This window comes from Bradyrhizobium sp. NDS-1 (assembly GCF_032918005.1).
GTDB classification, from domain to species: Bacteria; Pseudomonadota; Alphaproteobacteria; order Rhizobiales; family Xanthobacteraceae; genus Bradyrhizobium; species Bradyrhizobium tunisiense.
Map to the genome: position 1 here is coordinate 5,085,701 of NZ_CP136628.1, position 21,766 is coordinate 5,107,466.

General features: G+C 63.7%; 19 protein-coding genes. 4 read left to right on the forward strand and 15 right to left on the reverse strand.

What is annotated here, in order from left to right:
• Window positions 1-14: 14 nt before the first annotated feature.
• The 8 genes from RX330_RS24065 to RX330_RS24100 form a co-directional block, all read right to left on the reverse strand.
• A complete protein-coding gene (locus tag RX330_RS24065) occupies window positions 15-722 on the reverse strand; it encodes an ABC transporter ATP-binding protein (protein ID WP_317240072.1) in 708 nt (235 codons plus the stop codon).
• The gene (locus RX330_RS24070) at window positions 715-1,476 is read right to left on the reverse strand and encodes an ABC transporter ATP-binding protein (RefSeq protein ID WP_317240073.1); all 762 of its coding nucleotides are present in this window, start codon (window positions 1,474-1,476) and stop codon (window positions 715-717) included. The genes RX330_RS24065 and RX330_RS24070 overlap by 8 nt, the downstream gene beginning before the upstream one ends.
• The gene (locus RX330_RS24075) at window positions 1,473-2,459 is read right to left on the reverse strand and encodes a branched-chain amino acid ABC transporter permease (RefSeq protein ID WP_317240074.1); all 987 of its coding nucleotides are present in this window, start codon (window positions 2,457-2,459) and stop codon (window positions 1,473-1,475) included. Before RX330_RS24075 ends, RX330_RS24070 begins: the two co-directional genes overlap by 4 nt.
• On the reverse strand, window positions 2,456-3,325 hold the full coding sequence (locus RX330_RS24080; RefSeq protein WP_317243961.1) for a branched-chain amino acid ABC transporter permease: 870 nt from the start codon (window positions 3,323-3,325) through the stop codon (window positions 2,456-2,458). Before RX330_RS24080 ends, RX330_RS24075 begins: the two co-directional genes overlap by 4 nt.
• A gap of 66 nt (window positions 3,326-3,391) precedes the next feature.
• The gene (locus RX330_RS24085) at window positions 3,392-4,549 is read right to left on the reverse strand and encodes an ABC transporter substrate-binding protein (RefSeq protein WP_317240075.1); all 1,158 of its coding nucleotides are present in this window, start codon (window positions 4,547-4,549) and stop codon (window positions 3,392-3,394) included.
• 126 nt (window positions 4,550-4,675) lie between these two features.
• A complete protein-coding gene (locus RX330_RS24090) occupies window positions 4,676-5,617 on the reverse strand; it encodes an MmgE/PrpD family protein (RefSeq protein WP_317240076.1) in 942 nt (313 codons plus the stop codon).
• On the reverse strand, window positions 5,614-7,134 hold the full coding sequence (gene tcuA, locus RX330_RS24095; protein WP_212092575.1) for an FAD-dependent tricarballylate dehydrogenase TcuA: 1,521 nt from the start codon (window positions 7,132-7,134) through the stop codon (window positions 5,614-5,616). The genes RX330_RS24090 and tcuA overlap by 4 nt, the downstream gene beginning before the upstream one ends.
• A gap of 200 nt (window positions 7,135-7,334) precedes the next feature.
• Window positions 7,335-8,039 (reverse strand): GntR family transcriptional regulator, encoded by a 705-nt coding sequence (locus RX330_RS24100; RefSeq protein WP_212092576.1) that lies wholly within the window; start codon window positions 8,037-8,039, stop codon window positions 7,335-7,337.
• A gap of 193 nt (window positions 8,040-8,232) precedes the next feature.
• Between RX330_RS24100 and RX330_RS24105 the strand changes: the two genes are divergently transcribed.
• Window positions 8,233-9,465, forward strand: a complete 1,233-nt coding sequence (locus RX330_RS24105; protein WP_317240077.1) for a 2-methylaconitate cis-trans isomerase PrpF family protein — start codon at window positions 8,233-8,235, stop codon at window positions 9,463-9,465.
• A gap of 21 nt (window positions 9,466-9,486) precedes the next feature.
• On the forward strand, window positions 9,487-10,410 hold the full coding sequence (prpB, locus tag RX330_RS24110; RefSeq protein ID WP_317240078.1) for a methylisocitrate lyase: 924 nt from the start codon (window positions 9,487-9,489) through the stop codon (window positions 10,408-10,410).
• A 339-nt stretch (window positions 10,411-10,749) separates the two neighbouring features.
• Here the strand turns inward: prpB and RX330_RS24115 are convergent, their stop codons facing one another.
• The 4 genes from RX330_RS24115 to RX330_RS24130 all read right to left on the reverse strand — a co-directional run bounded on the left by RX330_RS24115 (window position 10,750) and on the right by RX330_RS24130 (window position 15,571).
• Entirely contained in the window at window positions 10,750-11,136 is a 387-nt protein-coding gene (locus tag RX330_RS24115) for a hypothetical protein (RefSeq protein ID WP_212092579.1), read from the reverse strand.
• Between the two features lie 179 nt (window positions 11,137-11,315).
• Window positions 11,316-12,614: a lysine N(6)-hydroxylase/L-ornithine N(5)-oxygenase family protein gene (locus RX330_RS24120; RefSeq protein ID WP_317240079.1), complete on the reverse strand. Its 1,299-nt coding sequence runs from the start codon at window positions 12,612-12,614 to the stop codon at window positions 11,316-11,318.
• Window positions 12,615-12,636: 22 nt separating this feature from the next.
• Window positions 12,637-13,587: a GNAT family N-acetyltransferase gene (locus tag RX330_RS24125; protein ID WP_317240080.1), complete on the reverse strand. Its 951-nt coding sequence runs from the start codon at window positions 13,585-13,587 to the stop codon at window positions 12,637-12,639.
• Between the two features lie 286 nt (window positions 13,588-13,873).
• Complete coding sequence (locus tag RX330_RS24130) at window positions 13,874-15,571, reverse strand: cyclic peptide export ABC transporter (protein ID WP_375848946.1); 1,698 nt, start codon at window positions 15,569-15,571, stop codon at window positions 13,874-13,876.
• A 303-nt stretch (window positions 15,572-15,874) separates the two neighbouring features.
• On the opposite strand from RX330_RS24130, the gene RX330_RS24135 reads away from it, so the two are divergent.
• On the forward strand, window positions 15,875-16,936 hold the full coding sequence (locus tag RX330_RS24135; RefSeq protein ID WP_317240082.1) for a siderophore-interacting protein: 1,062 nt from the start codon (window positions 15,875-15,877) through the stop codon (window positions 16,934-16,936).
• A 50-nt stretch (window positions 16,937-16,986) separates the two neighbouring features.
• Window positions 16,987-17,787, forward strand: a complete 801-nt coding sequence (locus tag RX330_RS24140) for an ATP-binding cassette domain-containing protein (RefSeq protein ID WP_212092642.1) — start codon at window positions 16,987-16,989, stop codon at window positions 17,785-17,787.
• A 6-nt stretch (window positions 17,788-17,793) separates the two neighbouring features.
• Here RX330_RS24140 and fhuB read toward each other — a convergent pair whose 3' ends face one another.
• The 3 genes from fhuB to RX330_RS24155 form a co-directional block, all read right to left on the reverse strand.
• Window positions 17,794-19,800, reverse strand: coding sequence for a Fe(3+)-hydroxamate ABC transporter permease FhuB (gene fhuB / locus RX330_RS24145; protein ID WP_317240083.1), 2,007 nt, complete (start codon window positions 19,798-19,800; stop codon window positions 17,794-17,796).
• The gene (locus tag RX330_RS24150) at window positions 19,787-20,719 is read right to left on the reverse strand and encodes an ABC transporter substrate-binding protein (RefSeq protein ID WP_317240084.1); all 933 of its coding nucleotides are present in this window, start codon (window positions 20,717-20,719) and stop codon (window positions 19,787-19,789) included. The genes fhuB and RX330_RS24150 overlap by 14 nt, the downstream gene beginning before the upstream one ends.
• Before the next feature lie 66 nt (window positions 20,720-20,785).
• Window positions 20,786-21,766 (reverse strand): alpha/beta hydrolase, encoded by a 981-nt coding sequence (locus tag RX330_RS24155; protein ID WP_212092584.1) that lies wholly within the window; start codon window positions 21,764-21,766, stop codon window positions 20,786-20,788.

A 21,766-nucleotide genomic window follows, 5' to 3' on the forward strand; every position in this document is an offset into this window, starting at 1 on the left:
CAGACAGATTCATTTCAGATACCAAGATAGGCCCGGCGCACATAGTCGCTGGCCAGGAGGTCCTGGCCCTTTCCACTGAGCGCGACCGCGCCCGTTTCCAGCACAAAGGCCTCATGGCAAAGGTTCAGCGCAAGCTTTGCATTCTGTTCGACCAGGACGATGGACACACCGATATCACGGTTGATCTCGGCGATGATGCGCGCGATCTCGTCGACGATGATCGGAGCAAGCCCAAGCGAGGGTTCGTCCAGCAGCAGCAGGCGCGGCCTTGCCATGAGCGCGCGGCCGATGGCGACCATCTGCTGTTCGCCGCCCGATAGAGATCCTGCCATCTGGCTTCGCCGCTCCACCAAGCGCGGGAAATATCCGTAGATCTGGTCCAGCGTCTTCTTCTGCTGCGCCTTGTCGCGCCGCGAGTAGCCGCCGACCAGGAGGTTATCCAGGACGCTCATCTGCGGGAATACGCGCCGCCCCTCCGGCGACAGGGCAATGCCACGCCCGACCCGCTGCGGAGCGGCGACGCCATCGATGCGCTCGCCGTCGAAATAGATCTCCCCACCGCTCACCGGCTTCAACCCGATGATGGCCTTCATCGTGGTCGTCTTGCCCGCTCCATTCGAGCCTATCAGAGACACGATGGACCCGTCGGCAACGGACAGGCTCAGATTGCGGACCGCCGTGAGGGGGCCGTAGGCGACGCAGATCCCGCGAACATCAAGCATGAACCGCTTCCTTGCCGAGATAAGCCTCGATCACGACCGGGTTCGATACGACTTCCGCAGGCGTTCCCTGCGCGATCAGCGTGCCGTGATCCAGCACCACGACGCGATTGCACAGGCCCATCACGGTGCGCATGTGGTGCTCGACCATCACCATGGTGACGCCGCGCTCCGCCTTGACCCGGCGCAGAACCGACTCGAGCTCGGCCGCCTCTTCAGGGTTGAGTCCGGCTACCGGCTCATCGAGCATCAACAGCCGGGGTTCGCTGGCAAGCGCGATCGCAACGCCAAGGCGTCGCTGCTCGCCATAGGACAGTTCGCGCGCCTTCAGGCCCACACGGCGCGCCAACCCGAGCAGGTCAAGCACATGCAGCGCCTTCTCTTCCACGGCAGTCCGCCACTTGTTCGAGAGAAACCCGCCCCACAGGCCGGTCAGGCTCGAGCCCAGCGTACCGCGCGAGACGTTCTCGATGACCGTCGCCTCCGGGTAGATGGTTGCAGCCTGGAAGGTCCGCGAGAGCCCCTGGCGCACCGTCTGGTTGGCAGGTTGCCCGGAGATGTCGCGATCCATGAACCGGACCGTGCCCGCTGAAGGCCGGAGGACGCCGGAGACGACGTTGAACAGCGTGGTCTTGCCTGCGCCGTTCGGGCCAATCAGGCCGAGAAAGTCGCCTTCGTTGACCTCGAAGGTGACGTCGCGGACGGCGACAAGGCCGCCGAAGGAGCGCTTCAGGTTGTCGACCTTGAGCATGCTCATGGCACTTCCCCGGCGACGAGGGTTGCGCTGGTCGTCGTGACGCGCTGGCGCGCACGCCACATCTGGACAATGCTCGCAAGGCCATTCGGCACGAACATCAGGCAGAGCACCAGCACCGTCCCGTAGATGATGTGCTGGAGGCCTTCGGTGGATCGCAGCAACTCCGGCAGGGGCGTGAGGACGAGAACGCCGACGACTGGCCCGAGCACGCCGTCGCGGCCGCCGACAACCAGCATCGTCAGGTAGGAGACGGATTCCCAGAACGTGTAGGAATCAGGAGAAATGAAGCGGAGGTAGTGCGTCGACAATGCACCGGCAAAGCCTGCGATGCCGGATCCGATCGTGAAGGCGATCACCTGGACCCGGTGCGTGTCGATCCCACTGGATTCGGTGAGACGCTGGTTCTCGGCGGTGGCCGCCATCATCGTCCCCAGTGGCGAGCGGTAGAGCAGCCAGGTGAGAAGCAGCGTCGTCAACGCGCAGCCGAGCGCAAAGGGATAGAACTGCGGCTTGGCGCGAAGGACATGGCCAAAGATCGAAATCGGAGGCACGCCGACGAGCCCGTTCGCGCCTCCGGTGATCGAGCTCATGTCCAGCGCGAGCAGCACCGCGATCTGGCTGAACGCAAAGGCCACCAGCACGAAATACACGCCGCGCAGACGCAGGATGATCCAGCCCAGGGCGGCGGCGATCACGGCGGCAACCAATCCTGCGATGAACAGCGTCAGCAGAGGCGGCCAGCCTTTCATCGACAACAGAGCGGAGACATATCCGCCGACCAGCGCAAAGCCGCCATGGCCCATGGAGAGCTGGCCCGCGCGGGCAATGATGGCAAGGCCAAGCACGAGCATCAGGTTGATGCAGCCGACCGTCGCGAGGTGAATGTAGAACTGGTTCGGCGCGAGCCAGGGCAGCAGCGCCGCAAGCGCAACCGCGACGAGGACGCAGGTATAATGCAGGGGCTTGATGGTTGGAGACTTCACGCCTCACGCTCCTTTCGGCCGAGCAGGCCTTGCGGGCGCAGCAACACGACGGCGATCACGACCAGGAACTGAAGAATCTCGGACAGCGAGGCGCTGACGAAGGTGCCCGCAAAACTCTCGATCAGGCCGATCAGCAGCCCGCCGACAACCGCGCCGGGAACGCTGCCAAGCCCGCCAATGACGACGATCACGAAGGCCTTCAGTGTTGGCGCCAGCCCGATGAAGGGCGAGACCGACAGGACCGGCGCCATCAGGACGCCGGCGAAGGCCGCGAGGCTGACCCCGAGCACGAACGCCGCAGGAAAGATGACGTCGACGCGAATGCCCTGCACCTGGGCAATCTCGGAGTCCTGCGCCACCGCCCGCATGGCGCGGCCGATCCGGGTATACCCGATCAACAGATTGAGCGACACGACGGCGACGATCGCCCCGATGATGACCACCAGCCGCGACCAGGGGAATACGATCCCGCCAACGGAGAGAACGCCGGAGACGACGGGCGGCACGGTGCGTGGCGAGGATCCCCACGTCAGCAGTGCGCTGTTCTGAATGATGAGAGCGACACCGACCGAGGCGATCATGCCGTTTAGCTCGTTGCCGCGAAAGCGGCGGAAGACGACCAACTCCATCACCAGCCCGAGCAGGGCCGTGGCGCCGACGGCGAGCATAACGCTGACGGCGAACGGCAACTCGTTGCTCCCGTATAGGATGGCGAAAAGGAATGCGCCGACCATGTAGAACTCGCCATGCGCGAAATTGACGATGCGCATGATGCCGAACACCATTGTGAAACCGATGGCCATCAGCACATAGATCATGCCGACCATGAGGCCATTTACGATCGTCTGGGCCAGAATGATGTCCATGCTCACGGGACGACTCCAATCGCATCGGCGAGGCGCGCGCGGCGCCTCACCCGTTTCAGCGGACGCTTACTTGCAAGCGTTGACATCGCAGGTGGCGACTTTCGTTACCACGCCATCCTTGATCTGCCCGACATAGAACGGGAGATCGATCTGGTGCTTGATCCCGTATTTCGGTTCGCCGGTCCAACCCGCCTTCCCCATCGCGGTCGGGACATCCACCAGCCCATCGAGGGTCTTGGCAATCTTGGTCGCGTCGTCGACGGTCCCGGCCTTCTTCATGGCCGTGAACAGCATCTGCAGGCCGGCATAGAAGAACGGGCTGAAGCCGTTCATGTTCTGCCCGTACTTGGCCTTGAAGCGGGCAACGTAGGCCGCGGTGTCCGGCAGGCCGGTGTCGATCGGCAGATGGACGTAGGTGCCTTCGGCCGCGTCCTTGCCAGCGACCTTCAGCATCTCCGCCGAGACGTCGCCGCCGGTGACGAAGACCGGGCCGCGGTAACCGAGCTCGCGGGCCTGCTTGAGGATCAGCCCGGCGGTGGTCGGAGAATTGCCGCCAAGCTCGAGGCCGTCCGCCTTCATCAGGATGCGCGTGAGAATGGGCACGAAGTCGACGCGCTCACGCTCGAAATATTCGACCTGCAACTTGGTGCCGGCCTTAGCGTAGGAGTTGAAATTCGCCACGCCGATCTGCTGCCCGGTCTCGTCGTTCGGGAGCAGCGACACGACCTGCTTGGCCGACGTGCTCTTCATCAGCCACGCCACCTGCGGGTCGGAGAACTCGCCGGTCGTGATCACGGGACGGTAGGCGAACGGGGCGTCGGCGCCGAGCGCTCGCGGCGTGAAAGCCAGAGTCATGGTAATGACTTTTCCGGAGGTGGTCTGGTCCTTGGTCGCCACCGCTGCCGCCGAGCCCATCGGGCCGACCACGAAGCGGATTCCGTCCTGGATCATGAGGCGATCCATCGCGGTGACCGCGTCCGCGGCGCGGTAGCGGTCGTCATATTGCTTGAACAGGATCTTGTAGCGCTTGCCACCGACCTCGAGGCCGCCGTCCTTGTTGACGTCCTCAGCGGCAAAATCGGTGGCGGCGAGCATGCCTTCCGCGAACGCGGCGCCAGCACCGGAAAAGCTGGCGTGCACGCCAATCGTGACACTGTCTTCGGCATACGCAGCGGAACAGACGACCGACGCGGCCAGCACGGCAATCAACTCAAAACGCTTCATTCCAATCTCTCCCCAGATGTTGCTCTTGTCTGCCTTGCTCGTTTGTTTTCAGGCTCGGCTTTTTCTTGTCAGGCAATGCCAGTCGTTTGCGATGGCGGTTTCACGCCATCGCCCTCGTTCGCGGGGTCAAGGGACCCAATTGGTCTCCTCCGGCTCATGCGTTCCGCGGGGCGCGAAGACGACCTTCTTTGGCGCCGCTCGCATGCCGCGCCCCTGCAACAGGCGCGAGACCGTCGCGAGGTCCTTCACCTTCTCGATCGTCTCGAGCCGCTCGAACAGCGGTGCGACGTCATCACGCGGCAGGATGGCGCCGACGTGTTGATCGAACCGATCCCAGAGATCGGTCCCCGGCGGCGATTGGAGCGCCAGAAGATCGAGCGCTTCCGCTCCCGGAACGGCCTTGCCAGCGGCGCGCTGGTCGCCTTCGATCATTTGCTTGCAGGATGTCTCGTCCATCGCTTCGGCCAGCAGTGCCGCGAGCAAGGCGTTTCTCAGGCCTTGACCGACCATGAGCGCTTCAGCTCCGCCCTGCCCGTCCGCGCCGGCCTTTGCCACGCCCGCCATCAGCAGCGCGGCTGCAATCTTCGCGGCGCTCAGCCCGAGCAACCGTGCCGCGGCGGCGACGCTGCCCAGCAAGGCAGCTCCGAGCCGGCCAGCCGACGGCAGAGACCGCGCGATCTCGGCCCCCGCAATCAACGCATCAACGAACTCCTGCCCCGTCTTTCCGCGCTCCTCGCAGAGGCCGAACACCGAAACGATAAAGGCTCCGCTCGCGGCATCGAGTGATTCCTTGGACCCGGCCACGGTCGCCGTGGCGTTGACCAAAGCTGCCTCGATGGCGCTCGTGCGCCGTTCGGTACCGAACACAAGCGACGAGCCGCCAACCGTGGCGACACCTGACGTCGCCAGCAATGCCGTGGTGATTGCGCTCGGCGCGCCGGACAGCGTCCGGCCGAACGCCGTGATGATGGCTGCCCGCGCGCGCGCCACAGCCATCGCATCTCGTTGCAGCGGATCGTAGGCGCGGATCCGCTCCGCCAGGCCCATCATCGTGGTGCTGGCGCTCATCGCGATGCCACCGCTTTGGCCTGCGTCACGCTCTGCACGCCCGCGGCGTTGCGCCCCGCGATCCTGCCGAAGGTCGCACCCGAGACGAGGCCGGTACCTGCGGGATAATTGTCGTAGAACAGGCCGCCGACCAGCTCGCCACAGCAGTACAGACCCTTGATGGGGCGCCAGTCGGTGCCGATCACCTCGGCATTCTCGTTGATCTTCAGACCGCCGAACGTGAAGGTGATGCCGCCAGTCGCGCTGTAGGCATAGTAAGGGGGCTTGTCCAGACGGAGCGCCCAGTTGGTCTTTTCGAGATCGAGCCCCTTGGTCGAGAGGCCGTCCTTCTTGGTGGGATCGAAGCCCTCGTCCGCCGATCGCGCGTGGTCGTTATAGTTGAGGACCGTCTTGAGGGCCTGCGCCTTGTCGTCGATATCGAGCTGCGCGATCAGCTCCTCCAGCGAATTGGCCTTAATCGGGTCGCTGGTCGCATAGCGCGGCTCGAGCAGGTGGACGACCTTGCTGTCGAAGAGCTGATAGGCCTTGGCGCCCGGCTCGGCCAGGATTGCTCGGCCAAACTTGGCGTAGGTGAAGAGCGCGCCGTCTTCGCCCTCATCGACGAAGCGCTTGCCCTTGCGGTTGATCATCACCGAATAGACGTAGGACAGACGGTTGCTGCGGTCGGTCATTTCACGCGGCGCGAAGTCGCCCCAGTCCGCGCTGATCGGTGTGGCGTGGCATCCGCTCCATTGTCCCCACGGCATGGCGCCGATGGCCAGCGCCATTCGCAAGCCGTCGCCCTGATTGTGCGGCGTGCCGCGGACTTTCGCGGCGCCGACCAGCGGGCCGATATGCTGCGTGCGCATCTGGACATTCGCCTCAAAGCCGCCGCAGCCGAGCACCACGGCTTTGGCGCCGAGCGAGCGAATGCCCTCCTCGTCCTTGGTCTTGACGCCGACGACGCAGCCATTGTCGTCGACGAGCAGCTCCGAGACGGCATTGCCGTATCGCACCTCGATGCCCATGCGCTCGCAGGTCGAGAACCAGCTGCGCGAAAGACCGACGCCCTCATGCGCGGCGCGCACGACGAGGCCGCGCGCCCAGACCATGACGTTGTCCTTCTTGACGGCGGACAGGCTGATCGCCGGCTCCATCTTGATGGCGCCGGTGTCCTTCATCCAGCGAACGGTCGCCTGCGAGTTCGACACGAGAAGACGCGACAGGATGGGGTCCGTCCGCCCATTGGTGACGCGCATGAGATCGCCGTGAAAGTCTTCCTGCGTGTAGGGCGAGATGCCTTCGTAGAAATTCTCGAACTCGTCCTCGATCCCCGGCAGCAGAGCACCGATCTCGCGCGGTTCGTCATAGGCAAAGCGCAGCACACCGCCGCTCCAATGGGTGTTTCCGCCTCGCATTTCGCGGGGAGCCTTTTCGAGAACGACGACACGATCCGCGCCGTTTTCCTTCGCCGAGACCGCCGCAGCCAAGGCAGCGTTTCCAGCGCCAACGACGATCACATCGAACTCTTCGTGCATTTCCGTTCCTTCCCGCCTGCGTCTTCTGTGCTCTGTATGCTTGTGAATACTTCTGTATACATTGGAATGCAAGATAATTCTGGCCGACGCCGTTTTCCGAGGAAAGCCTCATGAAAACAGTCGGTTACTGAAATTTATGGGAGCAGATGGCCGATCGAGGCGGTGCTGAACGCAACAGGCTTAGCAGCGCGCGGGTTAGTTCAGGCGCCGTCGTGCTCGCGGCGCGCTTCCAACTCGCGTTCCTTCGCCAGGATTGCACGACGGGTCTCGAGCGCATTGAGAACATGCGTGCGCGCGAGTTCGTTGGCCCTCTCGTCGTCTCTCTGCGAAATCGCCTGCACGATGGCGGCGTGCTCGGCCTGGGCGACAGCGAAGCGGCCCTTGTCAGCCAAGGTTGTCGGCCCGAGGAGCGCGATCGCATCCTGAAGGGCCGACAAGCTCTTCTCGAGATAGCGGTTGTGCGCCGCGACCTGAATGGCGTCGTGGAGTTCCCTGTTGTGCCGATAGAGCTTCAGCGGATCGCGATCAAGCTTGTCACCTTCGGCGATGAGCCGGGCAAGTGCGGCAAGGTCTTTTGGACTTGCATGCTTGGCGGCCATCGCCGCCGCGGTGCCTTCGAGCGCCGCGCGCATCTCATAGAGTTCTTCGACCGCATCCATGTCGAGCACAGACACGACCAGCCCGGTTCGCGGGCGAAGATCGAGCAGGCCTTCGAGCTCGAGACGCGTCAACGCCTGCCGCGTCGGCGTTCGGCTGATGCCGAGGTGTTCCGCCAATTCGACTTCGCGCATGCGCCGCCCGGGGGCAAAGCGCCCCTCGACGATCTCACGCCGCAGCGCTGCGTAAGCGTAATCGGCAGCAGATGCGAACTTCGCGCGGTCCGGCAACACCATGTCGTCGTTCATGAAGTCTTCCCGATCTCATTCGGCAGCAGCCGCCCCATGCGAGCGTGAGGCGCAGGCCGTCTATCATTGATCTGCGCCTGATCCTTCCGACGCACGGAGCATATGACCGACGCAGGATATTCGGCGTCGCGATGCCTGTCTGGAACGAGGCCATTAGCGTCCACTGCATAGAATAAGGGTAGCAGGCCGGACCATGAATGTATACAGTGGTATCCAGAGTATACAATGGTATGCAATGGATCGCTCGATGCCCCAGAACAAGCTCAAGGCGACTTTCATGCGCGGCGGCACCTCGAAGGCCGTCGTGTTCAACAGACAGGACCTGCCAGCAGATCCCGCGCTTTGGGATCCGATCTTCCTGGCAGTTATGGGCTCGCCCGACCCCAACGGCCGCCAATTGGACGGCATGGGCGGCGGGCTGTCGTCGCTGTCGAAGGTCTGCGTGGTCGGCGCGCCGACGCGCCCCGATGCCGACATCGATTATACGTTCGCGCAGATCGAGGTGAAGCGTGCCACGGTCGATTACAGCGCCAATTGCGGCAACATGTCTTCGGCGATGGGCCCGTTTGCTGTCAGCGAAGGCCTGGTGAGCGCGCCCGCGAACGGCGAAGCGGTCGTGCGCGTTCACAACACCAACACCGGCAAGATCATCGTCGCGCGCTTCCCCATGACTGACGGTGAGGTCGAGATCGACGGCGACATGACGATCGACGGCGTCGGCGGACAGGGAGCACCGGTCCGGCTCGAATTCGTCGATCCCGGCGGAACAAGGACTGGACGCCTGCTCCCGACTGGACGCGCCTGCGATCAATTCGAGATCGCTGGTCTCGGCACGATCGAGGCCTCGCTGGTCGACGCCGCCAACCCATGCGTCTTCGTCGCGGCAAATTCGGTCGGCAAGGCAGGCGACGAAATGCCTGATACGCTCGAGAGCGATCCGGTCTTCCTCGCGACGATGGAAGCAATACGATGCGCAGCCTCGGTGGCGATGGGCCTCGCGCCCGATGTCGCGGCCGCCGCAAAGATCCCGAGCGTGCCCAAGGTTGCGATGATCGTGTCGCCCAGGCAGATGACGACCTTGTCGGGACGACACCTGCAGCCTTCGGAGATGTCGCTCGGTATCCGGATGATCTCGATCGGCCAGCCGCATCGCGCAGTGCCGATCACCGGTGCTACCTGCCTTGCGATCGCGGTCCGCATCAAGGGCACGTTGGCAAACCGGTTGGCCCGCGCCGGCGATGGCCCGATCACCATCGCCCATCCCTCCGGCACGACAGTGGTCGATGCAGCGGTCGAACATGCCGACGACCCCGCGAAGGCCCGCGCCATTCATGGCGCGGTCTATCGCACCGCGCGGCGACTGTTCGAGGGCAACGTGTTCTATCGAACCGCCAAGGCGACCGCGCAGGCGCGGCGCAGCGCATGATCTGATCCGGAGCCCTGAACGATGACTTATCTGGTTGCCGCCGAACTTCCCCGCGAATCCGCCGCCCAGCGTTTTCGGGCGCTGTTGAAGCAGCCCGGCATTCTGCAACTGCCGGGCGCTCACAACGGCATGGCGGCGCTGCAGGCCAAGGCGGCGGGCTTCGAGGCGCTCTATCTGTCGGGCGCGGCCATGACCGCATCGATGGGCTTACCCGATCTCGGCATCATCACCGTGGACGAAGTCGCTTTCTTCGTTCGCCAGATCACCCGCGCGTCGGGACTTCCGCTGCTCGTCGATGCCGACACCGGCTACGGCGAGACACTGAACGTGATGCATGCCACCCGCGTCTTCGAGGACGCAGGCGCGGCCGCTCTTCATCTGGAGGACCAGATCCTGCCCAAGAAGTGCGGCCATCTGAACGACAAGAAGATTGCCGACCCGCACGACATGTCGGCCAAGGTCGCGGCGGCAGCGAAAGCGCGGCGCGACCTCGTGATCATCGCCAGGACCGATGCCGCAGCAAGCGAGGGCCTCGACGGCGCGGTCGCCCGCGCAAAGCTCTACATGGAAGCGGGCGCCGATGCGATCTTTCCGGAGGCGCTCAACACCGCCGAGATGTTTCGCGCTTTTGCCGAGCGCATGCCGGGCGTGCCGCTGCTCGCCAACATGACGGAGTTCGGTAAGACGCCGTTCTTCACGGCCGCAGAGTTCGAGGCAATGGGCTATGCCATGGTGATCTGGCCGGTCTCTTCCTTGCGGATGGCCAACAAGGCACAAGCCGAGCTTTACGCAGCGATCTCGCGGGATGGCGGTACGCACAAGGTCATCGATCGGATGCAGACGCGCGCGGAGCTGTACGCAACGATTGGACTGAGCGATTACGAAGCGTTGGATTCTTCGATCGTTCAGACAATCATTCCGACGGGCATGCCTCAACGCAAATGACAATCTCGCTCCTTTGGCAATTCAAGCTCGTCGTGACGTCCATGCGCGCCAGTCGACCGGCGTGGAATAGTGGTAGAGCACGCGGCCGGAGGCGTCCGATTTGTAGGAACCATATAGGCCGAGGACGCCATCTCCGAGACTTTCTGCCGGCGCAAGGACGACAAAGAATGGGCGCACGAGATGGAGCGCAACCTTGACCGCAATGGATCGTCCAGACCTCGCGTGGTGCTACCAGATCGTACTTGGCTGGATCAGAGCCAAGCTCTGACACACCCTTTAAGCGCCGCGGGAAGCGGCTCTGCTGCAACTAGCGGTGACATTCGCGCCCAAACAACGATCTTACCGAGCCGTTTTGCGCAAGCGCTCTTCCGAAATCGAGACGATTGCCGGCAGAGAAAGGCAGCGGCGACCGCTTTTTCGGGCGGAAGAGCGCCGGAACGTAAAATTGCAGATCACACTATCGAGACTCTCGCTGACGTCGCGCACGCGACGTCCATGAAAATCCATCCACCTCTCGATCCGGCGTACGCCGGGCCGTCCCAGGCCCGGCTGTGCAAGAAGCTCGGCCTTGGTATGGAGCGACGCAATCTCGAGGAGATAGTTCATGCGCGTGAGCGGCTCTCGGCCGATCAGCGCCGCGAGCGGGCTGTGAACCAATATGACTGCAATTCGCTCCGGCAAATGGCTGTGGCTTTGCTCGAAGGCTTTCCTCACGGTCAGTTCCACGCGGACCTGTATCCATTCCAAAGATCGTTCTAAGAACACCTCTAGCAGAGCCGTCGGACTCTGTCCCGGCTGTACACGCCCCGGTTGATACTGATTAGACAAGTTCTAGACCACGGATGCTTCAGGTCGCGTCGTGCTGCTCGCAAGCGGAACCGACGCGCTTGGCCGAGCGCGCCGGGCTAAGCGATGAGCTCCCGGCGCGCTATGGTCGACAGCAACGACTCCGCGATCTCTTGCGACCGCACGGCAATCACCGAGAGCAGCGTATCGCTCAGGCCGTGGGAGGATTCCGAATAGCCCTGGAGGTGGATCTGCGGCCTGAACGCCGGGCTAGTCACGAGCCTGTAGTTGCGATCGAGTGCTGCATCGCGGATGTAGCGGCGGAGCGGCTCGAGAAACCCATGCGGCGTTTCCCTGTCGTATCCCGTCGCCAGGATGATGGCGTCATAGCTTGAACGACGACTTTCGCCGCGAAACTTGTCGACCACGCCGATCTCAATGCCATCCGGTCCCGCATCCACATTCGTAATCTCGCTGCGGGGGCGCAACACGATCCTTTCGTCACCGCCGACGCGCTGCTGGTAGAGCAACCGATAGAGCTGGTCCAGCAGGTCGGAATCGACCACGGCATAGTTCGTGTTCCGAAAGTTGCGGACGATTGCGTCTCGCCGCTCGGCTGGCTGCGTGTAGACGAAGTCGGTAAAGCCCGGATTGAAGATCTCGTTGACGAACGGACTGCTGTCGGACGGCTTGAGAGCATGGCCGCGGAAGATCAGATCGATGTTCGCTTCGGGACATCGGCCATGGAGATCGACCGTCACCTCGGTCGCGCTCTGTCCGCCGCCGACGATGGCCACACGCGCGGCCCCGCTGCGCGGGACGACCCGCTCGATCAAGTCGAGATAGCGGCTGGAATGCAGCAGCCTGCGGTCGTCGGCGGCCTTGGCAAACACCTGCGGGATATAGGGCTGGCCTCCCACCGCGACCACGAGGTTTCGTGCGAGGCGCACGGTCTCTCCGCCCGCCAGTGAGCGTGAATGCACGCGCAATGACGTCACCATTTGCCCGGCCGTCACCGGCTCGACGGCAACGATCGTTTCGCCGTAGGCGGCCTGCGACTTGAAATGGCCTGCGACCCATTGGAGGTAATCGTTGAACTCGACCCGGCTCGGATAGAACGTCCGGCAATTAATGAAATCCAGCAAGCGGCCGCGCTTGTGCAGGTAATTCACGAAGGTGAAAGGACTGGTCGGATCGCGCAAGGAGACCAGATCCTTGAGAAACGATATCTGCATGTCGCTGCCCGGAAGCAGCATGCCGCCGTGCCAGGTGAAGTGCGGCTGCTTTTCCACGAACAGCGGCGCGCAGTTCAGCCGCGATCGCTTCGCGCATTCGTCCAACGCGATGGCGAGTGCGAGGTTGGAGGGGCCGAATCCGAGGCCGATGACGTCGTGCTCGATCGCAAGATGATGGGACATGAAGCTGCGCTCCGCTCGCGCTCTAGGACGAGACCACCGGGCCGGCGTCTGCCGGAAGCCAGAGCCGATCGCCGAAGAAGCGTTCGCGCAACAGCATCACCAGGGTCGCACGCTTGTGGGGAAAGTCGAAGTTCTTGATCTTTGCAAACCCCGAGAGCTCGAGATTGCGAAGCTGCTGGGAATGCGCCGCGGCCGGCTCCCCCACGATCCGCTGCGTCCGGCAATCGTCGAGGAACATGTAGTGCATCAGCGAGGGCAGCCACGCGCTGATGTAACGACGACCACGAAAAGCGTCCTCTCCCACGACCACGTGCCATCCCCGGTCATAGTCCCCGGCGTCGTAGAACGGTGCGATGCGATTTTCCTTGGCCCAATAGAGCTCGAAATAGCCAAAGGGCTCGTCACCGAAGCAGCCGATCAGGGGCAGCATGTGCGGATCGGCCAGGAGGCCGGCCAGATATCGACGATGCTTGTCGAGGTCGCCCGCCTCGTTCCAGAACGCGTCGACGCGGGGATCATTCATCCAGCGATGCAGCAGATGAAGATCGTTCTCAAGATCGGCCACGCGAAAGGAGATGACTTGCGACAGCCAGGGGATGTAGCGGCCGTATACTTTACCCGTCGGCTTGGGAGCGCGCCGCGGATGCCGCCGACCGTCCGTCATGACATGCAGTTGCGGCCATGACGGTCGTCCAGGATTCACCAGCCAATTGTCCCGACGCTGCATGATCAGTTCGGGAAGCAGCAGCAATTGATCCTCGGACCTGATGGCCAGACCGCCATCCGTCAGTTCCCGCGCAAGCGATGCTCCATCACCGATATCTAAAACGAGCCGATCAACACCCCGCCGCCAGGCGAACAGCGCTTCGGCCGACGCCGAAACGGCCCGTACCGCGAGCTCGCGGTCGTCAGAGGCGTTGAGGACCTCGAGGTGATCGACGCGCTCTCGAAGGCGCAGCTCCAACGCCGTCACGTCGTCGGCAACGACGCGAAGCCGATCGCCATCCTGCAAAACGGTCAGAGCGGAATATGGGCCAACCGGGAACGCACGAGGTCCGGTCCCGGAATCCGAAGCCTTGTTCATCCGGCCCTCGCATTTCAATCATCGCTGACGCGTGGTGTAGATCACTCGCGTACAGGCTGACAAGAAATGGGCGCACACGTAGATTAGATTCTCTACAAATCTGACAACCTGTCGCAAAGCGATCGATGTCGTCGCCCGCATGCGAGAGAAGCGCCCGCGCCTTGCCACAATATGTCTAAAGAGGTGCATCGGTTGGAACTGCGGAGGCTCTCGCGACGTTATCCGCCTTCGCCTCACTTGCGACGATCTTGCCCTCGCGCAGCCGCACGAGATGATCAGCAATCCCGAAATAGCGATCGTCATGCGAAATCACGATGATGGTCTTTCCGAGACGCTTCAGGTCGGGTAGCAGCTCCGTGTAGAAGATGTGCCGGAACGCCGGATCCTGATCGGCGGCCCACTCGTCAAACACGAGAACGGGTCGTTCCTCGAGCCATGCATTCATCAGGGCCAATCGCTTGCGCTGTCCGGTCGACAGATCCGTCGTCGTAAACACACCGTTCTCGACGGAGACCTTGTGCGCGACCTCCAACCGCTGAAGATAACGTTCCGCGACATCCGGAACCACGCCTTCTCCACGGATGAGATCCTCGAACAGATAGTAGTCGGAAAAGATGGTCGTGAAGAGCTGGCGGTAATCGTCACGCGTCTCCGTCAGCACCGGCGCGCCGTCGCGTAGCAGGGTGCCGCCGTGCGGAGCATATAGACCCAGCAACAGCTTGATGAGGGTCGTCTTTCCACTGCCGTTCTGTCCCACGATGAAGACGATGTCCCCCTGCCGGATGCGCAGATCGACCGGCCCGAGGACAAAGGGCTCACTGCCCGCCACGGCGCGAAAGGCATAGGTCACGCCGCGGAGCTCGATGGATTCGATCGTCGTCTTGCCCGGTGCAGCAGGCGACGTGACCAGCAAATCGTGCTCGGGCGTCGAGAACTGCTCGGCAAGCTCCACAATGCGTCGCATCGCCACCTGGGCGCGGCCAAGCGCAGGCAGGATACCGATGACCTGATCGATGGGTCCGCGCATATAGAGCAGCACCAGCACGAAACCGCTGGACACCGCGGCGGGACTGTCCGGCCACAGAAAAGGACGCAAGGTCAGCGCTACGCCGATTACGACAAAAAACAGCATCGTCCCGAACGCCCGGGCCGTCACGAACAGATTGATCGACTTGATCTGCACCGAGCTGATCCGATCGACGGTCTGCTGGAGTTGCTCGACATAGACGCGCAGGCGCCGGACCCGATTGAGACGCAGCTCCTTGGCGCCTTCGGCGATCGCCCGGTACTGCTTGTGCAGCTGATCCTCCGAATCGCGCGCGACGTTGAAGCCATGGACGCCACGGGTTCTTGCATAGCCATGCGCCAGCGATCCCAGGACGATGACGACTCCCGTGATCAGGAACAGCGGCCACGACAGCACCGCCAGGTAAACCATGCAGCCGAGTGCGATCACGAGCGACACGAAGAAGGACGAGAAGAAGAACGCGAAATCGCTGATCGTATCCACGTCCTGCGTGAGAACCGGAATCAGGCGGTGCGTGCGGTAGATTTCGAGCTGATCGATCGGCGCCGCCAGGATCCTGGCGGCCAGCGACTTGCGAAGCTCGGCGATGATCCGCTGTCCGACGTAATTGGCGCTGATATCGGCACCGATGGAACCGATCAGGATCAGGAGGCACAGGCCGGCGAATGCGAAAAGCAGCGTGACGACGTCGGCCTGCGTGGCATAGAGCCCTTGATTGACGACCGCGAGCAACGCCGCGACGCTGGCGCCGCCAATTATACCCAGAACGACACCGCCAAGCACGAGCACCCAATAGGGCCGCAGGAGGTGCAGGATCTGCGCCGTCAAGCCGTTTCGTGAATTCATGACGAGAGCCGCGCTGGAGGGACCTGAAGCGAACCTACATATGCAGTCGCAATCACGACAAGCCGTGCCGATGTGATGCGAATACATGACGGCGGCGCCGCAACTCCAGCGCTTATTTTCTCTGTTCTTTCGATGGATTCTAATTTGGGATCGGCAATGCCTTTAATATGATGGCGGTAGTACCGCTTTTGCATCGCAGCCGGCGAGCGAATAGGATATCGATCCAGCGCCATGCCAGGCCGCGACATCCGGACATCGAAGGGCTTGTAAGCCGGCATTGGACAGGCCCGGCGGAGACTAACTTTGGACTTGCTTATCTCCGAAACCCGTATCGCGCTTCCCGATGCCGCCGGCCTTGCCGCGCGGATGGTCGATCATCTCGCCGAGCACGACATCACCTTCGAGGACCGGGACGGTCTCATGGTGGCGAAACTGCCTTTCGGCACCAGTTCCCTCGCGGTCGAGGCCGAAGCGCTCAAGATCCGCGTCGAGGCCGACGACAAGGGCAATCTGGAAATGTTGCGCTCGGTCGTCGCCTCGCATGTGATCGAGTTCGCGGGCGACATTGCTCCGACCATCGTTTGGTCCGGTCATGAAGCCAACGGCGGCACCCTGGCCAATTTCCGCGAGGTGCAGCTGAAGTCAGCGATCGCCTTGACGCCGCACATGCGCCGGCTGACCTTCACGGGCGACGACATCGCCCGTTTTGTGAACGACGGCGAGTTGCACGTGCGGCTGTACTTTCCGCCCGAAGGCCTCGCCAAGCCCGAATGGCCGTGGCCCGCCCCGGACGGACGCATCCTGTGGCCGGAGCCTGACCGCAGGCCCATCACCCGCTATTACACGATCCGCCGCATCGACCTGGAGAGCCGCGAGATCGATATCGATTTCGTGGTCCATGACCACGCTGGACCGGGTTCGGCGTTCGCCGGCAACGCAAAGGCCGGCGCCATTTGCGGCATGGCCGGCCCGTTGGGCCGAGGCATTCGCCCGGCGCGCTGGGTGCTGCTGGCGGGCGACGAAACCGCCCTGCCCGCCATCGCGCGAATTCTGGAGACGCTGCCGGCGACGGCAACGGGTGAAGTCTTCATCGAAGTCGCCGATCGGCGCGAGGAGGTTCCGCTGGTCGTGCCGGAGGGCGTGGCGGTCCGCTGGCTGCATCGCGACGGCCGTCCGGCCGGGACGACGCAGATCCTGGTCGACGCGGTCAAGGCAGTGCGATGGCCGGACCATCGGGAGGTCTTCGCCTGGGTCGCGTGTGAGGCGCAGGCGCTGAAGGCCTTGCGAGATCATTTGCGCGACGATCGAAAGCTCGCGCGCGATCAGCATCTGGCCGTCGCCTATTGGAGCCTGCGCCAGCCATGACGTTCCAACAGGCGCAGACGGGCGAAAGAACGCCCGCTTTGCCGACCGACATGCCGCAGACCTCGCCAGATGCGCCCGCCTCCTTGTTCGAGCTCGATCAGGTCGCCTTCGCGGTGGCCGGGCGCGCGCTGCTAGAACCGCTCACCTTGTCGCTTCCCACGCGCAGCGTTGTCGGCTTGATTGGGCATAACGGCTCTGGCAAGTCGACTCTGCTGAAATTGTTGGCGCGCCAGCAGCCATCTTCGTCGGGAACGATCCGTTTCGAGAGCCGCGCGCTGCGCACGTGGAGCGATCGGGACTATGCCCGCAAGGTTGCCTATTTGCCGCAGCAGACGCCGCCGGCGGCCGGCATGCTGGTGAAGGAGCTGGTCGCACTCGGCCGCTATCCCTGGCACGGCGCGCTCGGCCGGTTCGGCGACATCGATCGCAAGAAGGTCGAAAGCGCCATGGCGCTGACCCATATCGAGCCGTTCGCAGACCGCTTGGTCGACACATTGTCCGGTGGCGAGCGCCAGCGGGTCTGGATCGCCATGCTGGTCGCACAGGATGCTGAATGCCTGCTGCTCGACGAGCCCACTTCGGCACTCGACATCGCCCATCAGATCGAGGTGCTGTCGCTGGTCAAGCAGCTCGCGCGCGAGCGCAATCTCGGCGTCGTCGTCGTGCTCCACGACGTCAATATGGCTGCCCGCTTCTGCGACGAGATCATCGCGCTGCATTCCGGAAAACTGATCGCGCGCGGCACTCCGGACAAGATCATGACCCCGGCCGAACTCGAAAACATCTACGGCATCCCAATGGGCGTGATGCCGTCGCCCGATCACGGTCATCTCATCAGCTTCGCCCGATGAGCGCCGTCAGCTACGCTGCGGCCGTAACAGCCAGATGAGATAGGGCCCGGCAAGCATCATGGCGAAGATGCCGGCCGGCATCTGGAACGGAAAGATCACCATGCGCCCGGCCCAATCCGCAATGACCATGAGGATCGCCCCGATCAACGCGGCCAGCGCTGCCTGATCCAGCGCGCGCTGCGTTCCCATCATTCGCGCCATGTGCGGCGCGATGAAGCCGACCAGGCTCAGAAGTCCCACCATCAGCGTCGCCGTTGCCGTCAGCAGCGCTGTCAGCAGCATGATGATGATGCGGCTCCGCGCCAGCGAGATGCCGATCGAGCGCGAGGTCGCAGGTCCCAGCGGCAGGATGTCGAGCCAGCGCGACAGCATCGGGACCATGATCAGCAGAACGAGCGCCGCGGCGGCGAGGATCGCCGCCTCGGCCGGACCGATCTGGTAGAGCGACCCCGTCAGCAGCGACAGCAGCGTGCCGATGCGCGGATCGCCGGTCGCCAGCGCCATGGCAATCACAGCGCCGAACGCCGCACTCATGGCGACACCGGCCAGCAGCACGCGCTCCGGGCTGAATTCTGACCGCCGGCTGAACAGCAGCACCAGCGCCAGCACGATGAAAGCTCCGATCCCGGCCGCTCCTATCTGCGCCAGCCGTGTGTGCGCGGGAAACAGATAGAGCAGAACGATCACACCCATCGCGGCGCCATAGCTGATGCCCATGACTTCCGGCGCCGCCATCGGGTTGCCGGTCATCCGCTGCAGCAGCGTACCGGCGACCGCCAGCGTCGCACCTGCTGCCAGCGCCGACACCACGCGCGGCCAGCGCCACGGCCAGAACTCCTGCAAGCCGGTTAGGCTGCTCCAATGCCAGCCGTCGGCGCCGACGCCGAGGGCAAGTGCGATCCACACGGCGAGCAGCAGCAAGGCAAGAGCGAACAGGATCACGCGCCAGGGGTGATCAAGGCGCGGCGGAGCAGATGGCGTGAGGTTTCCCATCGGCATGGCCGCGCGCAGCCGCGGCAGCAACAGGAGCAGCATCGGCGCACCGATCAGGGCCGTCACCGCGCCGGCCGGCATCTCGCGATAGCTGGGCGGAATCAACAGCACGAGCTGATCCGTCAGCCACAGCAGCAGGGCGCCGCAAAGAGGCGCCCAGATCAACCGGTCGCGAAAGCGGCGCGCGCCTGCGAGCATGACGATGGCCGGGGCGGACAAGCCGACAAACCCCATGACGCCGACCACGCTGACGACCGACGCGCTGAGCGCGATGGCGATAACAAGCGCGAAGACCCGCGCTCGCGTCAATCCAAGGCCCAGATTGCGCGCGGTCTCGTCGTCAAAACCGAGCAAGGTCAGTGGACGAACCATGAGCGCGATGAGGACGATCGAAGTCAGCAGCCGCGGCGCCAGGAACGTGACGTTGCTCCAGTCTTGCTGATTGAGGAAGCCGGCGCCCCAGATGAACAGACCGATCAGATATTCGTGGTTGAGCAACACCAGCGCCTGAGTGGTCACGGCGCAATAGTAGCTGACGATCAATCCGGCGAGCACCAGGATGACCGGCGACAGCGCACGTTTCCAGGTCAGCCCGAACACGCACAGGAACGCAGCGAATCCACCGATCAGAGCAATCCACTCCCGGCCGAAGACCAGCAGCGACGGCGCCCACAGGGTCGTCACGGCCAGCGCGAGATAGGCGCCGTTTAGGACGCCGAGAGTGCTCGGCTCCGCAAGCGGATTGCGCAGCACCTGCTGACAGACGGTGCCGGCAAGGCCGAGGGCGGCGCCGGCCAGCAGTGCCACCGCAATGCGCGGAAACACGGTGTAGTGCACCAGCATCTGCTGGGGATCGGTGATCTCGGGCCGCCACAGCACGGGCAACCACGCGCTGGCGGGCAGATATCCGGACAGATTGCGCCAGGTGAGTACGGCCGCGGCCGCCACCAATAGCCCGATCAGCACCGCCGGATGCATGTCGAAGCCGGACCGGGCCGGCAGTGCATCAACCTTGCTCATGACTTTCCCGCGGCAGCCGTTCGGCAAGAAGACGCGCGAAACGCTCGGCCGCCGGCACGCCGCCATAGAAGAACTGATTGTCCAGGACCGTCAGCCGGTGCGACCGAAGAGAGGGCAATGTTCGGAGCACCGGGCTTGCCTTCAACAGGGGCTCGACGTCGGCGACGCGCGAGGTCATCAGCACCAGCCGCGCGTCCGGAACCGCGGCAAGTACTTCGAGCCCCACACTGGTATAGCCCCATGGGCCGCTCTGTCCGGTCCAGGCATTCTTCAATCCGAACTGATCGAGCACCTCCTGATAGAGGCTGTTCGGGCCGAACACGAGCGCGCGATTGCGCGCGATCTCGCTGACGAGATAGAGCGGCTTGCCGCCGCGATCACGGAGCCGCTCACGATAGCCGGTCATGGCAACGTCGAAGCGCGCGAAATAGGCCTCGCACGCCCCTTGCACTCCGAGACGCTTCGCAAGCTCCATCGTCGAACGGCGTGCCGTGTCGAGAGGATGCCCGCCGGGCCGGAAGATCGTGAACATCTCGACCGGCGCAATCAGCTTGAGCCGGGGCGCGGCGGCAGCAATGCTGGGGTCGATGATGATGATGTCAGGTGCGAAGCTCTGCAGCAGCTCGAGATTGGGCTCCGAACGCAGGCCGATCTCCTGGACGCCGGGTGGGACCGCCGGCTCAACCACGAGCCGGCCGTACCGCTCGATCTCCGGGATCACCAGCGGCACGACGCCGAGCGCCAGTATCGTCTGAGCACAGGCCCAACCGAGCGCGGCAATTCGGGGGCCGGATTGCGGTCCGCTGGTTTGGGCGAGTGCCATCGACCCCGCCCCGGAGAGCGCGGCAGCGCCGATCGCCGCACCCGCGCCTAGAAGCGTGCGGCGGGACAGCCTGTGGTCTGGGACAAACGTGCTCATGGAATTCAGTTCGAGAGCGGGGCGATGACAGTCATGACATACCCTTGTTCGCGCCGCGTTTCCATATCAAGCCGCTTTTTCGCCACCGGCACGAAAGGCGCTCCCCAGCGCCTGCCCGATCACCGCTCGCGCCTGCAAGGCATCGGCGACGACATTCCCCATGCGCAGGAATTCATGGATCATGCCGGGGTAGACGCGCAAATCGACGGGGACGCCCGCCGCCGCTAGCCGTGCCGCATAGTCGCGCCCTTCATCCACCAGGGGATCGAACTCGGCGAGGACGATCAATGCGGGCGCGAGGCCCGACAAATCCCTCGCGACGAGCGGCGCAAAGCGCCAATCGTCGCGATCCGACTCATCGCGCAGATATTGCCGGAAAAACCAATCGACAGTGCTGCGCTCCAGGAGATGGCCGGAACCATATCGCTCATAGGACGCGGAGGTCTGCCGCGAGCTGAGGCCTGGATAGGCGAGAACCTGGAGCACCGGCTGCGGAAGGTCCTTGTTCGCCCTCGCCTCGATCGCGAGCGCGGCGGCAAGCGTTCCTCCGGCGCTGTCGCCGCCGACCGCAACACGTCGTGCATCGAGCCCCATCGCGTGGCCCTCGCGCCCGATCCAGCTCAGCGCATCGACGACATCCTCGAAAGCCGTCGGAAATTTGTGCTCAGGCGCAAGCCTGTAGCCGACCGAAAGCACGGCCGCACCACCGTCCTCAGCAAGGCCGCGACACAATGGTTGATGCGAATCGAGGCTGCCGACCACGAAACCGCCGCCGTGCATATAGAGCAGCACCGGCATCGGATCGCGACCACTCGGCGCCTCGTTAGCATAGAGTCGCGCCTCGATCATTGCGCCATCCCGCGTCGGCAGCGATAGTGTGCGCTCGTACGCCAGCGCCGGCGGATCGACATCGAGCAGCGGCGACGACGCATCGAAATCGGCCCGCGCCTGCACCGCAGTCAGGTGCGGAAACGGAATGCGCACGCCGCTTTCAGTGCCGGCCTGGACCATATCGAGTAATGCTGCGATATCTGGATCGAGACTCAA

What these genes read in the sequence shown, in the direction of transcription:
- tcuA (WP_212092575.1), bottom strand. Translation starts at nt 7,134, where the DNA reads ATGCACGAAGAGTTCGATGTGATCGTCGTTGGCGCTGGAAACGCTGCC.
- RX330_RS24120 (WP_317240079.1), bottom strand. Translation starts at nt 12,614, where the DNA reads ATGTCCCATCATCTTGCGATCGAGCACGACGTCATCGGCCTCGGATTC.
- RX330_RS24140 (WP_212092642.1), top strand. Translation starts at nt 16,987, where the DNA reads ATGCCGCAGACCTCGCCAGATGCGCCCGCCTCCTTGTTCGAGCTCGAT.
- RX330_RS24130 (WP_375848946.1), bottom strand. Translation starts at nt 15,571, where the DNA reads ATGAATTCACGAAACGGCTTGACGGCGCAGATCCTGCACCTCCTGCGG.
- prpB (WP_317240078.1), top strand. Translation starts at nt 9,487, where the DNA reads ATGACTTATCTGGTTGCCGCCGAACTTCCCCGCGAATCCGCCGCCCAG.
- RX330_RS24150 (WP_317240084.1), bottom strand. Translation starts at nt 20,719, where the DNA reads ATGAGCACGTTTGTCCCAGACCACAGGCTGTCCCGCCGCACGCTTCTA.
- RX330_RS24065 (WP_317240072.1), bottom strand. Translation starts at nt 722, where the DNA reads ATGCTTGATGTTCGCGGGATCTGCGTCGCCTACGGCCCCCTCACGGCG.
- RX330_RS24105 (WP_317240077.1), top strand. Translation starts at nt 8,233, where the DNA reads ATGAATGTATACAGTGGTATCCAGAGTATACAATGGTATGCAATGGAT.
- RX330_RS24085 (WP_317240075.1), bottom strand. Translation starts at nt 4,549, where the DNA reads ATGAAGCGTTTTGAGTTGATTGCCGTGCTGGCCGCGTCGGTCGTCTGT.
- RX330_RS24100 (WP_212092576.1), bottom strand. Translation starts at nt 8,039, where the DNA reads ATGAACGACGACATGGTGTTGCCGGACCGCGCGAAGTTCGCATCTGCT.
- RX330_RS24090 (WP_317240076.1), bottom strand. Translation starts at nt 5,617, where the DNA reads ATGAGCGCCAGCACCACGATGATGGGCCTGGCGGAGCGGATCCGCGCC.
- fhuB (WP_317240083.1), bottom strand. Translation starts at nt 19,800, where the DNA reads ATGAGCAAGGTTGATGCACTGCCGGCCCGGTCCGGCTTCGACATGCAT.
- RX330_RS24070 (WP_317240073.1), bottom strand. Translation starts at nt 1,476, where the DNA reads ATGAGCATGCTCAAGGTCGACAACCTGAAGCGCTCCTTCGGCGGCCTT.
- RX330_RS24080 (WP_317243961.1), bottom strand. Translation starts at nt 3,325, where the DNA reads ATGGACATCATTCTGGCCCAGACGATCGTAAATGGCCTCATGGTCGGC.